The organism is Variovorax sp. Sphag1AA, assembly GCF_014192575.1.
GTDB lineage: Bacteria > Pseudomonadota > Gammaproteobacteria > Burkholderiales > Burkholderiaceae_C > Variovorax.
Window position 1 is genome coordinate 323,807 of record NZ_JACHYC010000002.1, and the last position, 13,319, is coordinate 337,125.

The 13,319-nt window shown below is 64.9% G+C and carries 16 protein-coding genes; 7 read left to right on the forward strand and 9 right to left on the reverse strand.

Annotation, left to right across the window (positions count from 1 at the left end; all coding sequences use genetic code 11):
- The first annotated feature begins 133 nt into the window (after positions 1–133).
- The 3 genes from FHW64_RS08000 to FHW64_RS08010 all read left to right on the forward strand — a co-directional run bounded on the left by FHW64_RS08000 (position 134) and on the right by FHW64_RS08010 (position 3,015).
- Entirely contained in the window at positions 134–1,579 is a 1,446-nt protein-coding gene (locus tag FHW64_RS08000; protein WP_184524848.1) for an NAD-dependent succinate-semialdehyde dehydrogenase, read from the forward strand.
- 122 nt (positions 1,580–1,701) lie between these two features.
- Positions 1,702–2,583, forward strand: coding sequence for a hypothetical protein (locus tag FHW64_RS08005; RefSeq protein ID WP_260303716.1), 882 nt, complete (start codon positions 1,702–1,704; stop codon positions 2,581–2,583).
- 96 nt (positions 2,584–2,679) lie between these two features.
- Positions 2,680–3,015, forward strand: coding sequence for a hypothetical protein (locus FHW64_RS08010; RefSeq protein ID WP_184524851.1), 336 nt, complete (start codon positions 2,680–2,682; stop codon positions 3,013–3,015).
- Positions 3,016–3,026: 11 nt separating this feature from the next.
- On the opposite strand, the gene FHW64_RS08015 is transcribed toward FHW64_RS08010, so the two are convergent.
- Positions 3,027–3,410, reverse strand: coding sequence for a hypothetical protein (locus FHW64_RS08015; protein ID WP_184524853.1), 384 nt, complete (start codon positions 3,408–3,410; stop codon positions 3,027–3,029).
- Positions 3,411–3,513: 103 nt separating this feature from the next.
- Here FHW64_RS08015 and FHW64_RS08020 point away from each other — a divergent pair, with 103 nt between their 5' ends.
- The 4 genes from FHW64_RS08020 (at position 3,514) to FHW64_RS08035 (ending at position 6,562) form a co-directional block, all read left to right on the forward strand.
- Positions 3,514–4,722, forward strand: coding sequence for a hypothetical protein (locus FHW64_RS08020; protein WP_184524854.1), 1,209 nt, complete (start codon positions 3,514–3,516; stop codon positions 4,720–4,722).
- Positions 4,723–4,929: 207 nt separating this feature from the next.
- A complete protein-coding gene (locus FHW64_RS08025) occupies positions 4,930–5,295 on the forward strand; it encodes a hypothetical protein (RefSeq protein WP_184524856.1) in 366 nt (121 codons plus the stop codon).
- Between the two features lie 51 nt (positions 5,296–5,346).
- Positions 5,347–5,979 carry a hypothetical protein gene (locus FHW64_RS08030; protein ID WP_184524858.1) on the forward strand — a complete coding sequence of 211 codons (633 nt, stop codon included), beginning with the start codon at positions 5,347–5,349 and terminating at the stop codon, positions 5,977–5,979.
- A 28-nt stretch (positions 5,980–6,007) separates the two neighbouring features.
- The gene (locus tag FHW64_RS08035) at positions 6,008–6,562 is read left to right on the forward strand and encodes a hypothetical protein (protein ID WP_184524860.1); all 555 of its coding nucleotides are present in this window, start codon (positions 6,008–6,010) and stop codon (positions 6,560–6,562) included.
- Between the two features lie 6 nt (positions 6,563–6,568).
- Here the strand turns inward: FHW64_RS08035 and FHW64_RS08040 are convergent, their stop codons facing one another.
- The 8 genes from FHW64_RS08040 to FHW64_RS08075 form a co-directional block, all read right to left on the reverse strand.
- Positions 6,569–7,522: a transporter gene (locus tag FHW64_RS08040; protein ID WP_184524862.1), complete on the reverse strand. Its 954-nt coding sequence runs from the start codon at positions 7,520–7,522 to the stop codon at positions 6,569–6,571.
- Positions 7,523–7,536: 14 nt separating this feature from the next.
- Positions 7,537–8,538, reverse strand: a complete 1,002-nt coding sequence (locus tag FHW64_RS08045; RefSeq protein ID WP_260303717.1) for a formylglycine-generating enzyme family protein — start codon at positions 8,536–8,538, stop codon at positions 7,537–7,539.
- Positions 8,486–9,130: a response regulator transcription factor gene (locus FHW64_RS08050; protein ID WP_184524864.1), complete on the reverse strand. Its 645-nt coding sequence runs from the start codon at positions 9,128–9,130 to the stop codon at positions 8,486–8,488. Before FHW64_RS08050 ends, FHW64_RS08045 begins: the two co-directional genes overlap by 53 nt.
- Before the next feature lie 177 nt (positions 9,131–9,307).
- A complete protein-coding gene (locus FHW64_RS08055) occupies positions 9,308–10,207 on the reverse strand; it encodes an SMP-30/gluconolactonase/LRE family protein (RefSeq protein ID WP_184524866.1) in 900 nt (299 codons plus the stop codon).
- 36 nt (positions 10,208–10,243) lie between these two features.
- A complete protein-coding gene (locus tag FHW64_RS08060) occupies positions 10,244–10,825 on the reverse strand; it encodes a hypothetical protein (RefSeq protein ID WP_184524868.1) in 582 nt (193 codons plus the stop codon).
- Positions 10,826–10,850: 25 nt separating this feature from the next.
- Positions 10,851–12,128: a phospholipase effector Tle1 domain-containing protein gene (locus FHW64_RS08065; RefSeq protein ID WP_184524869.1), complete on the reverse strand. Its 1,278-nt coding sequence runs from the start codon at positions 12,126–12,128 to the stop codon at positions 10,851–10,853.
- Positions 12,129–12,152: 24 nt separating this feature from the next.
- On the reverse strand, positions 12,153–12,644 hold the full coding sequence (locus tag FHW64_RS08070) for a hypothetical protein (RefSeq protein WP_221220703.1): 492 nt from the start codon (positions 12,642–12,644) through the stop codon (positions 12,153–12,155).
- Positions 12,645–12,676: 32 nt separating this feature from the next.
- Positions 12,677–13,204 (reverse strand): hypothetical protein, encoded by a 528-nt coding sequence (locus FHW64_RS08075; protein WP_184524873.1) that lies wholly within the window; start codon positions 13,202–13,204, stop codon positions 12,677–12,679.
- Between the last annotated feature and the right edge of the window lie 115 nt (positions 13,205–13,319).

Below are 13,319 nucleotides of genomic sequence, written 5' to 3' on the forward strand. Positions count from 1 at the left end.
CCGCGTCGGGCAGGCCCTCTCCAAACAGCGCTAGGATGCGCGGTGCGTCCGGCGCCGCCTGCGGTGGCGCGGCCTCAGCCGGGTTCGATTCGCTCGAACCGGCACACCCCTCTCACCGATTCAAGGACCCAGCATGACTTCAGCCAGTTATCCCGACACGCGCCTGCTCATCGACAACGAATGGTGCGACGCCGTCAGTGGCAAGACTTTGGATGTGATCAATCCCGCGACCGGCAAGCCGATCGGCAAGGTCGCCCACGCGGGCATCGCCGACCTCGACCGTGCGCTGGACGCGGCGCAGCGCGGTTTCCAGGCCTGGCGCAAGGTGCCGGCCAACGAGCGCGCAGCGATCATGCGCAAGGCGGCCGGCCTGGTGCGCGAGCGCGCCGCCGACATCGCCCGCGTGCTCACGCAAGAGCAGGGCAAGCCCTTCGTCGAAGCGCGCGGCGAAGTCCTGGCCGGTGCGGACATCATCGAATGGTTCGCCGACGAAGGCCGCCGCGTCTATGGCCGGATCGTGCCGTCGCGCAACCTGAACGCGCAGCAACTCGTCATCAAGGAGCCGGTCGGCCCGGTGGCGGCTTTCACGCCGTGGAACTTCCCGATCAACCAGATCGTGCGCAAGCTCGGCGCGGCGCTCGCGAGCGGCTGCTCCTTCCTGGTGAAGGCGCCTGAAGAGACGCCCGCATCGCCGGCCGCGCTGCTGCAGGCCTTCGTCGACGCCGGTGTGCCGAAGGGCACCGTCGGTCTGGTGTTCGGCGACCCGGCCGAGATCTCCAGCTACCTCATTCCCCACCCGATCATCCGCAAGGTGACCTTCACCGGCTCCACGCCGGTCGGCAAGCAGCTCGCCGCGATGGCCGGCGCGCACATGAAGCGCGCCACCATGGAGCTGGGTGGCCATGCCCCCGTGATCGTGGCCGAGGACGCCGACGTCGAACTCGCGGTCAAGGCCTCGGGCGGCGCCAAGTTCCGCAACGCCGGCCAGGTCTGCATCTCGCCGACCCGCTTCCTGGTTCACAACAGCATTCGCGACGCCTTCGCGAAGGCGATGGTGAAGCACGCTGAAAGCCTGAAGGTCGGCGACGGCCTTGCAGAAGGCACCACGCTCGGCCCGTTGGCCAACGCACGCCGCCTGACCGCGATGGCCAAGGTGATCGACGACGCCCGCGCCACCGGCGCGACCATCGCGACTGGCGGCGAGCGCGTGGGCTCCGAGGGCAATTTCTTCGCGCCGACCGTGCTGACCAATGTGTCGCTCGAATCCGATGTGTTCAACAACGAACCCTTCGGCCCGATCGCGGCCATTCGCGGCTTCGACAAGATCGAAGAAGCCATCGCCGAAGCCAACCGCCTGCCGTACGGCCTGGCCGGCTATGCCTACACGCAGTCGATCAAGAACCTGCACCTGTTGTCGCATCAGCTCGAAGTGGGCATGCTGTGGGTCAACCAGCCGGCGACGCCGACACCTGAAATGCCCTTTGGCGGCGTGAAGGACTCGGGCTACGGTTCCGAAGGCGGACCCGAAGCCATGGAGGCCTACCTGGTCACCAAGGCAGTGTCGATCACGGCGGTCTGACACTTCGGGACGGAGGGGCCCGCGCTCTTGCACGGCGCGCGGGCTCGTTCCGCTCCGACAGAAGCAGGCGGCACCCGCCTGCGCGCCGAGCTCCCTGCCGTGCGGAAAGAATGCCTTTCATCATGAAGCACTCGATATTCCGCCGCCTGGCGCTCTGGCTGTTCATTCTTTTCGTACCGGCCGCGGCGCTGGCCGCCTCGCAGGCACTCGGCAGTGCCGAGGCGCTGCAGGCCAAGCACGCCGCAGTCAAGCCGCAACTTGCGGAGAACGTTTTCGGGCGCCCCCTGGCACTTGAATCCAAGGAATCGTCCGCGCAACTGAGCGGCAGCATCTTCGCGGTCCTGAACCATCCTTTCAGCGAGGTGAGCGCCTCGTTGAGTCAGCCGGCGGTCTGGTGCGACGTGCTGATGCTGCACCTGAACACCAAGTACTGCGCCGTGCGTCCATCGGGCAATGCCACGCAGCTCGACGTCGCAGAGGGCCGCAAGTTCGACCAGCCGCTGTCGCAAGCACAGCGCATCTATTTCGACTGGCATCCGCCGAAGGTCTCGGCGGACTACCTCGCCGTGTCGCTGACGGCGGAGACGGGGCCGATGTCGACGCGCGACTACGACATCGACCTTGAAGCCACACCGCTCCCGGACGGCAAGACCTTCATCCATCTCGGGTACTCCTACGCCTACGGCACCGCTGCGCGGATCGCGATGTCGGCCTATCTCAAGACGCTCGGTGCCGACAAGGTCGGCTTCACTTCCAGCGGCAAGGATGCGCAGGACCAGCCGCAATACATCGGCGGCATGCTCGGCGTCGTCGAGCGCAACACCATGCGCTACTACCTCGCGATCGACGCCTACCTGGAGCGGCCCGCCAAGGCCCAGCTGGCCGAGCGCCTTGCCCTGTGGTTCGACAGCACCGAGCGTTACGCACGCCAGTTGCACGAGGTCGAGAAGCAGGACTACCTCTCGATGAAGCGGAATGAATACAAACGAATGAGCTCCGAGTAGCCTTCGCGCGCGAACTGCTGGAAATCCCTAGGAATCACCCTTGCGTAATTTTCAGATACACATGTATCCTGATGTGTCTGAAAGGAGGGTGACCTCTTGGACCTCGATTTCCATCTTCACAAGATCCAGGCGCTGAGCCCCAAGGCCGCCAAGATCGCACTACGCACGCTGGATCGCGATCCGCGTGTTCCCACGGAATGGGTGACTGCGCTGCGTCCGGCGCTGGTCGATCGCAGCGGGGATTCGCCCTCGTTCGGCGGCACCGACTGGATGACCCTCGCCGCGATCGAACGGCCGGGCATACGCAAACTCACCGAACGCTTCGAGAGCCGCGAACAACGGCATGCGCGGCTCTGGGTTCTGAGCCTGCGCAGTGCCTCGAAGCGTCACGATCGCGCGTCGTCCGACGAAGGCACCTACGGCGGGCTCTGACCCCGCCGCGGCTACCTCGCCGCCTTGTGCGCGCCGCGCGAGGACTTGAGCAGCGCACTGCGGCTGCTTCGCAATTCATCGAGCTGCTTGATCTGTGCCGGGCAATCCGCCGGTGCGGCCACGAGCACGAACGGACTGCGGCGCAGGGCGGTGATGGTCTTCTCGACATCGGCGGGCGGCCGGTTCTTCGAGACCAGGCCGGCGGCGACTGCGGCCTTTGACTGGTTGAAGAACGCCTTCTCGTAGGCGGGTGTGCCGCAGCGCGCGGCGACCACGCGGTAGTCCGCTTCCTGCTGCTCAGGGGACAGGCTCGCGACCGCCTCCGCGTTCGCCGTCAACGGCACTGCGATGGCCACGGCGGTGAGAAGCGACTCGATCTCGAAACGTGTCTTCATACGGGCCTCCCTGCCTCGATACGCTGGTTGCGCGATTCATCGTAAGGCGCGCTCGACGCACTGCGCTATCGCACTTGTGAACTATTGCGCCTAAAGTGTTGGCGTGCATCAACCGATCCACCGCGACGCGTCGCTGCCCGCCAACGCCGAAGCTGACATGTTCAACGGCGGCCCGCCGTTGCGCCTGTTGTCCTTGTGGGGGCGGTTCGATCCGACGCACCAGCATGTGCTGCGGCGCGCGACGATCGTGGTGTGCGTCGGCTGGCTGCCCCTGCTGTTGCTGGCCGTCGTGTCCTACGTGAACGGGCACGAGGATGTCTGGCGGGCGTTCTGGAGCGATGCATCGGTGCATGCGCGCTCGCTGATCGTCGCGCCGTTGTTGATCCTGGCCGAGGCGATCTGCATTCCCAAGCTGGGTGCCACCGCACAGATCTTTCGCCAGCGAGCCATCGTGCCGGACTCAGAGGTGCCTGCCTACGAGAAGGCGGTGCGCTCGATCCTCTGGCTGCGCGACTGGTGGGTGGTCGAGGCGGCTGCGGTCGTGCTCGCCTACGTGATCGCGGCGCTGGTCATGCGCAATGTGCCGCCGACCTTCCTGCCGGACTGGCATCGCGGCGATGGAACGCTGCCGCTGGGCCGTTCGTCAGCCAGCTGGTGGAACGGGCTCGTCAGTCTGCCGCTTCTGTTGGTGCTGCTGCTCGGATGGCTCTGGCGGCTGTTCCTGTGGGCGCGCTATCTCCTGCTGGTGTCTCGGCTGAAGCTGCGGTTGGTGGTGGTGCATCCGGAAGGGGCGGCGGGGCTGATGTTCGTCGGCTACTCCCTGCGTGCCTTCGGCGTGCTGGGCGTGGCCATCGGCACGATCGTGGCGGCGACCGAACTGGCGCATGTCTGGGCAGGCGCGCCGGTCGGTCCCGACCAGCTCGGCTTCGTGGCACTGGGCACCATCGTCGCGGTGGTGCTGGTCTTTGCCGCGCCACTGCTGGTGTTCTTCCGCCCGCTGCTGCGTTGCTGGGAAGAGGGTGTGGTCCTCTACGGCGAGCTGACCCAGCGCGTGGGCGCGGCGCTGGAGGACAAGTGGATGCGCGGGCCGCCGTCCGAAGAAACCGCGGAGCCGCTGTCGACGGGCGATTTCTCGGCGACGACCGATCTTTTCCAGTCGGCGGGCAATCTCTACTCGCTGCGATTCGTGCCGATCGACCTGAACAGCGTCATCGCGCTGGCCGTGGCGACCGCATTGCCCTTCGGCGTGGTTGCATTGGCGCTGGTGCCGTTCGACAAACTGTTGCAGCACGTGCTGTCGATGTTCCTCTAGCGCGTATGGCGTGGGCGGTCTATTGCCCCAAGGGGCATGCGACGTTGCCCGTGGGGCCGATTTGCAGCCCGCACGGCGCACCCCAAGATGGCTGCAACACTGCCCGATGGACTTCGCGCTGCGGGCGGGCTACAACACGATCCGTCCATATCAATCTTCCAAAGCAAAGGGGCGAGGATGCACAGGAGCGAGGGAATCAGATGGCTGGTGGCCGCTGCGGCGGCACTGGTCACGATGGCGGCGGACGCGCGTCCGCTGGACTTCTACAACGGCATGCGCGACCAGCCGATCACGCGTTTCAGCAAGGCCGACGTCGACGTCATGACCAAGACGATCAACAAGGCGCTGGACGGCGATGACGGCGTCACCACCAAATGGGAAAGCGGGTCGAACGCCAGCGGCAGTGTCACGCCCTCGAAAGATCCGAAGGGCCGCCCCGGCTGCAAGCTTGCCCGCGTAGAGAACCGCCACGGCTCGTTGCAGAACTCGGGCGACTACATCTTCTGCAGGAACAAGAGCACCGCCAAGGGCGCGCCGCCGTGGCAGGTGGTCGGGCCCTGGTCGGGCAGCTGACCGGGTGACCGGGCCGATTTCCATTCCCCAACATCACGAGGAGCTTCGTTCATGAAAAAGCGCATTGTGGGTTTCATGCTGGCGGTGTCCGCCACGGTGGTGGTTCCGGCCTGGTCGCAGGACAAGCCCCAGGCCGCACCGCCGCCGGATGCCGGCGCGGTCGTCATCGGCCGCGAGCCGGGCGAGGCGGTCGCGGGCGGTGTGCGCACGCGCTCGGCCGTCATCACCAAGATCGATTCCGCAACGCGCGACATCACCCTCAAGCGGCCCGACGGCAACGAGGTCACGATCCGGGCCGGCGATGCGGTGAAGAATTTCGACCAGCTCAAGGTCGGCGACGTCGTGACGCTGAAGCAGGGTGCGGCGCTGCTGCTCGAACTGCGCAAGGTGGAAGGCGGCGGCATCCGCCAGCGGACCGACTGGGTCGAGGTGTTCCTTTCGCAGCCCGGGCAGAGCCCCGGCGTGGCGGTGAAGCACACGGTCCACGCGGTGGTCAATGTCTTCGCCATCGACCGCAAGAAGAAGACCGTGACGCTGCGCGGCGTACGCGAGACGCGCAAGTTCGAGGTCGACGATCCGAAGGTGCTCGACTCGCTGAAGGTCGGCGATCAGGTGGAAGCGACGCTGATCCAGGGCGAGGCGCTCTTCGTCCAGCCGGCCGGCAAGGCCGCCAAGAAGAAGTAGGCACGATCCATCCGATGGGAGATCCGCCATGAACCTGCGCCTGGTCCTGCTGTTTCGGGGGGTGGTCGGCCTGCTCTTCGTGGCGTATCTGTTGATGGTGCCGCTTTCCGGACAGGCGCAATCCGTCTACGAGCGCAACGGCTACTACGCGGCTTTCGACGGGATCATCGGCATGGCGCTGTGGTTCGCGGTTTCGAAGGATCCTCCTGCGCGATGGCTGTCCACGCTCGTGCTCGCGGAAGCGGTGATGCGTCTCGTGATCGGCGTGTTCGGCCTTGCCAATCCGGGCATCCAGTCGCGGGTGCTGGGCTCGGTGGCCTACTACGGCGTGATCATCGTGTTCTGCATCGTGCTGGGTGCGATCGGGATGATCTATGTCTTCATGAAGGGCAGGCAGCCCTCGCCGACCGGTGCACGCAGCGGTGCGCTGAGCGCATTCATCGTCAGCCTGGCGACGATGCTCTTCGGCGTGGCGGTGATCTTCGGCCTGCCCGACGAGGAAAGCCGCCGCCTGATCGTGGCCGGTCTGACGGTGGTGCTGGGCCTGACCTACCTCATCACCGGGCTGCGAACGAAGCGCTAGCGCCCTTCACAGGAAGGGCAGCGTGAGGCTCACGGCCACGCCGTTGCCCTTGGGCCGGTTCTTCGCATCCACGTCATGCACCCAGCGCGCCGAGAAGGCCGCGGCCTGGTTGCCGATCTTTCCGCCCCAGGTCACGATCGGGCCGAGCCCGACGGAGCGGCCCTTGAAGCCGTTGAGCTTGTCGGCAGTCGGGCCGGAGTCGTCCTGCAATTGCTCGATCCAGCCGCCCACCACGCCGAGCTTCCATTGCGGGGCGATGGGTGTGGTCCACATCGCGTCGATGCGGAAGACCGCGCCGTTCTTGTAGTCGGTGTCGTCGTTGCGCGTGTAGAAGTCGATCGCCGCGAGGGTGCTGAACTCGCCGCCATCCTTCATCATCTTGGTGAAGGCGATCGTCGGCGAAAAGGTCCAGGTGTTCTGTCCTGCGTTCGCGAGCCGGTCGGGGTTGTAGGCGCCGGTCGGCGCGTAGATCGGCAGCGAGAGCGCCATGTGCTCGGTCTCGCTGAAGTGGTAGCTCGCGACGATCGGGTTGATCCACACATCGGCGAACTGCGTGCCACTGTCGGTGTTCGACAGGCCCGGCCGCAGGTTGCTCGATGCACTGACCTCGACCTTGGTGTATTGCACCGGAATGCCGATGCCCGATGCGAAGTTCCAGCGCCCCGGTCCGGTGTCCCAGATGTAGGTGAGGTTGGCGATGTTGTAGATCGCCGTGGCCTCCATGCCTGCGCTGAGCACGCGGCCGACCGACACCGGCCGAGAGCTTTCGATGTCGCCTTCGAAGTAGATGCTCGCGAGCGAGAGCACGAGGCCCGGCGTCGGCGGCACGATGCCTGCGTTCGAGTTCACCTGCTGGCCGGTGATCGGGCGGCCCATGCCGCCTTCGGTCGCCGCGGCGCCGAGCGGCATCAGCATGATCGCGGCCCAGATCGATCGACGAAGAAATCTGCTGTCGCTCATCGTGCTTCTTCCTCTCATGAGGCGGCTTGTGGTTCGCGGACGATGCAGCGGAACCCGAGGTGGCTTGTCGCGGTGTCGATGGGTTGTGCCATGCGCGCCGCCGGCCTGTAGCGATGGCAGTAGTTGGGCGCGCACAGGTGCGATCCGCCTTTCATCACGCGGCGCGGTATCCGGGTCTGTGGCGAGCGCAGATCCCAGCTGTCCTCGGCGCGACCACCGCGCGGGTTGTCGAGCGTGCAGCAGGCGTGCGTGATCTTCCCGTGCTCCTGGTACCAGTCGGTGGTCCATTGCCACACGTTGCCCGCCATGTCGTAGAGGCCGTAGCCGTTGGGCGGAAACACGCCGACCGGCGAGGTGCCTTCGTAGCCGTCCTGCACCAGGTTCTGCCACGGGAACTCGCCCTGCCAGGTGTTGGCCATCAGCTTGCCGCGCGGCGCGAACTCGTCACCCCAGCAGTACTGCTTGCCTTCGAGGCCGCCGCGCGCCGCGTATTCCCATTCGGCTTCGGTCGGCAGTTCCTTGCCGACCCAGCGCGCGTAGGCCTCGGCATCTTCAAAGCCCACGTGCACCACTGGATGCTTCCAAAGGCCTTGCAGCGAGCTGCCCGGCCCCCGGGGATGACGCCAGTCGGCGCCCGGCACATAGGTCCACCAGTTGTGCGTGTTGCGCATGTCCACCGGGCCGGTTGTCTTGCGGAACACCACCGAGGAGGGCACGAGCATCGACGGGTCCGCGCCCGGGTAGTCCTCCGGATTCGCGGGCCGCTCGGCCAGCGTGACATGGCCGGTCGCATCGACGAAGCGCTTGAACTCGGCGTTGGTGACGACGTGGGTGTCGATCCAGAAGCCCTGCACGGCGACCTTGTGGGCCGGCGCTTCTTCCGGGTAGTGCTGGTCCGAGCCCATGAGGAAGGTGCCGCCAGGCACCCACACCATCCCGGCGTGGCCGGAGCTCTTCGAGGCGTCAGGCGCTGGCTGGGACATCCAGCTGAACGACTGCGCGGACCAGATCGGCAAGCGAGCTCACGCCCATCTTCGCCATCACGTGTGCGCGATGGGCCTTGACGGTGCGCTCCGCCGCGCCGAGCTCGGCGCTGATCTGCTTGTTGAGCGCGCCGCTCACCACCATGTCGAGCACCTGCCGTTCACGCGGGCTCAGCCGCGAATAACGGTTCTGGAGATCGGCGAGATGCCGGCGCGTCTTGCGCCGGGCAGCGTCCTCGGCCACCGCCCTGTTGACGACCGAGACCAGCGTGTCGCCATCGACGGGCTTGAAGAGGAAGTCAGCAGCCCCGGCCTTCATCGCGCGCAGGGTCTCCTGCACGGTGGCCTCGGCGGTCACGAAGATCACGGGCAGCGGCTCGGGCTGCGTTGCGATCATCTCCTGAAGGTCGAGTCCGCTCGGCCCGGGCATGTGGATATCGAGCACCAGACATCCCGGCGCACTGCCGATGCCCTCGAGCAGCATTGCACCCACCGAGCCGTACTCGGCCACATGATGGCCGGCCGCCTGAAGCAGCCGGCGTACTGCGCGCCGGAAGGCTACATCGTCATCAATGAGCCGCACTACCGGCAATTCCTCCGCTGGGTTCAAGGTCGGATCGCTCATTCCTTTTCTCCAGTTGCGCGCGGCAATTGTTCTTAATGCTTCGTTCAGCCACGCCCGGAGCATTGAACACGCAGCATTGGTGCATGGCAACCTGCCCTTCGGTGTAGTCCGTTGTCAAAAGCTTGAAAAACTAATTGTTTTGTACTAAGTGATGCCGCTTCCGGTGTCAGCCCACAGTCAGCCCGCGAACAAAGGCGCCGGGAGGCCTTCCGCATCGAGCCGTACCGCGAAAAGCCCGCCAGCCAGCGGCTCGGCTGCGCGCTGCTCTGCCGTGAGTCCGCTGGTCGCGCTCGTGATGTAGAGCGTGCGCAAGTCCGGGCCGCCGAATGCGCAGTTCGTGATGTGGCTTGTCGGCAGCTTGATGCGCAGAAGCTCGGCGGCGGTTGCTGGATCGTGGCAACTCACGCAGGCGCCGCCCCAGTGCGCGATCCAGAGCCGGCCCGCCGCGTCGGTGGTCATGCCGTCGGGATAGCCGTCGTCACGCTCGAAGCGATGCCACTCGCGCTTGTTCGACAGGGTGCCGGCGGCGGTGTCGAAGTCGTAGGCGTGGATGCGGCCCTTCACCGTGTCGTTGAAGTACATCGTGCGTCCGTCGGCCGACCATGTCGGCCCGTTGGTGACGGCGAAGCCTTCGTCGTGCCTCGTGCAGACGCCACGCGCATCGAAGCTGTAGAGCGAGCCGGTCGGCGCCTGGCAGTCGAAGTCCATGGTGCCTCCCCAGAAGCGGCCCTGTGCGTCGCACTTGCCGTCGTTGAAGCGGTTCGACGTCAACTCAGGTTCAGGCTGATGAAGGTACTGCGGAGGCGCATTGCGCGACGGATCGAACAGCGCAAAGCCGCGTCGCAGCGTCACGATCAGCCCGGGCTCGCTGGCGCGTTCCGCAACTGCTGATATTTCCTCGTCGAAGTCCCAGGTCGCGCGCGCGTCGCTCGCCGGATGAAAGCGGTGCAGCCGCTTCTCGAGGATGTCGACCCAGTACAGCGCCTCTTCGCGCCGCGACCAGAGCGTTCCTTCGCCGAGTGTGGCGGCGGCGGGCCAGACGCAGCGGGGCGCTTCGAGGACTTTGGGGATGCTCATGCATGTCTCCTGAGTGTTTGGGTCCGATACGCCATGTTATGGCTCGATGAGCACATAGTCCGTGTTTGCCGGGTGGCGCCGCTGCCCCTTGCCCGCCTTGACGCACAGTGCGTCGCCGCATCGCGTGATCGCGCGCGACTGCATGGCCCGCGCAATATCGAGTGCGAAGCCCGACTGCTCGATCTTTTGCATCTGGTCGCGCGCCACGTAGATGCTGCCCCCGAGTGCCAGTAACGAGCCCAACATGAGCGCTGCCAGACCTTTCCATACCAGCGAGGTCTGAGCCCGAGTCAACAGTCGACGCTGCTCGGCCATCGCGTCGCTTGCCCACTTCATGCGTTCCGCGCTCTGAGTGGCGCGGCGTTCGAAGTCGCCCAGCGCCCGCGATAGTCCCTGAGTCGCGGCCTGTTCGGACCGGGTTCCGATGATCGTCAACGCTTCGCTTGCGAATCGATCGGCACTCCCGTGGAGGCGCCGCGACGCCTCGTCCATCTGCGCGGCGCTGCGTTGCGCCTGTTCCAAGGCGCGCATGCTGCGCTCTCCCGCATCGTCGGCGATGGCCGCTAGGCGGATTGCGAGCCCTTTGAGTGCATCTTCGCGATCGATTTCATTCGTCATTTCTGGATCTCCCTGCGCATTCATTTCACATCTGCATCGAAAGTGCAAGTGCGAGGTGCTTGTGCTTGTGCTGATGCGCTTGCTCTTCTTGCGCTTGACGCTGCTGCTCTTGTTCCAAGGCGGCTTGCTGCTCGCGCTGGTAGTCACCGACTTCCTGCATCCAGGACCGCCCGTCCGGTGTGCTCAGGTACTGCTGCGTTGCCGCGTGCGTCTCTTGCCGTCGATACGCCTCGTCGTTGCTGATCGCTGCTTGATACAGCCGCTCGACCAAGCGGTCGAGGTCGGTCACCGGAACCCAATCCTTCTGGTCTTCACGCGCCGGGGTAGCGGGTACTCCGATACGGGCTTTGTCCCTGTCGTCCAGGCGCCAAACGGTTGCGGGCTTGCCGGTATCCGGGTTGCTCAGCACGTCACCGTTGCGCGCGGTCTGATAGCCCTCGGTGTAGATCGGGGCGGGGTGCGTCGGGTCGAATCGAAGCGATGCGGGTACGGGTGCGATGTCGACTCCGCTGTTGCGCAGATAGGCCGTGGTGCCTTCGAGCACTACTGCGGCAGTGCCTCGCAGGTCATAGCCGCCGCCGAGACCCGAGTGGTTGCCGGGCAGGCTCACCACGTGCACGCGCGGGTCGGCGCTGTAGTCGGCTAGGCGAAAGTCGGTGCGGTGCTCGTCCTCTGCGCGGAACACGAGCACATTGCCCTGCACATTGGGTGGAAGCGACAAGTCATCCGTGATGAAGGTGTGTACCGGGTCGATCATGACCATGGCCGTGACCCGGACGGCACCCGGAGGGGCGACCTGAGTGCCATCGGACAGGACGAGGCCGCGCTCCTCCAGTAGTTGCGCGAATATGACTTCGCTGGCTGTGCCGCGGGAGAAGCCGATGGTGGCTACTGAGAGGTCGGACGGGGTCACCGTGGGATGGTTTCGTAGGTAGGCGTGCGCTCTTCCCGAAAGATCGCTCAATGCTCGTTCGGCCGTTGCTCGGACAGGCGCGGTCGGGAGGAACGCGGCGTTGAGCAGGTTGCCGGCTTCGCCGCCCGTCCCGACGCCGGGGTAGTACGCGCTGATAAGGCGACGCGTTTCGTTGGCTTCTGCTTGATCGTAGAGATTGGCAATGTTGGTCTGATACGGGCTGCCCGAAAGGGCCAGATTGTTCTTGTCGTTGTTGGTGCCGTCGAATGCGGCGAAGAAGACGAACTCGCCGGACGCAGCGCCGGGGTTCATCTTCTCGATAGCTTCCTTGCTGTCCTGCAATCGCGCGATTTCTTTGGGTGACAGGTGGCGCGTAACGGAGGTTCCCATTTGATTTAGCTCCCTGGTTGATGACTATTTCTTGGCGTAGGTATTTGTCGGATAGATCTCGTAGGTCACGTTGAACCACGACAGGTAAGTTTTCAGAATCGGCGGATCCTTCACTCCCTTGGGTTTGGGCGTGACCAGATAGACGTAAAGCTGCCGGCCCTCTATGACGAAGGTCAGGTCGTGCTTGGTCATGTCTTTGGGCAGCAGTGCTCGCAGATCGACCCGGTCCTCCACGACTTCTCCAGTCGCCTTGATACGCCACCTCACATACAGGAAGTCACCTACGGGCATGGTGCCGGCGACGCCTGCCTGAGGACCCAATCTCTCCCGTGGTGGCGCGACCTTCTTCCGAACCATCCGGTACTGATCGCCATAGCTGTACTCGAGCAGGTCCACGGTGGCCGCCCATTTGTCGGTGTCGTCCCAGCCGTCGAAGGAGAACGAGTGAAAAGCGAACTTCGGCTGCGGCGAGGTCATGCCCGCACAACCGGCAAGAGCCAAGGAAATCAGGATCACCATCCAAATCCGAAACAGCAACACAAGCGGTCTCATGGATCGACGCCCTCCCGCGTGTTGATCGGGTAGATCTCGTAGGTCACGTTGAACCACGACAGGTAGGTTTTCAGAATCGGAGGATCCTTCACACCTTTCGGCGTCGGCGTGACCAGATAGACGTAGAGCTGTCGACCTTCTATGACGAAGGTCAATTCGTGCTTGGTCATGTCCTTGGGAAGCAGTGGCCGCAAATCGACCCGGTCGTCGACGATTTCTCCGGTGGCCTTGACACGCCACTTCACGTACAGGAATTCGCCAACTGGCATGAACCCACCGACGCCGGACTGAGGGTTCAACCTCGTTCTCGGTGGCTCGACCTTCCTGCGCACCATCCTGTACTGATCGCCATAGCTGTATTCGAGCAAGTCGGCGGTGGCCTCCCAGTTGTCGTAGCCGGCCCAACCGTCGTAGGAGAACGAATGAAAGGCAAACTTCGGCTGGGGCGAGGTCATACCCGCACACCCGGCAAGCGCCAAAAAAATCAGGATCACAGGCCAGACCCGAAGCAGAAGCGCAAGCACTCTCATTGCCCGCCCCCCTCGGTCTCATCGCCCGAACACGCAATCGCCTGCCGACGATCGACAAAACGCCCCATAGCAGTCCTCCCTGGTTCGCCGACGTCGAAGGCGCATCGGC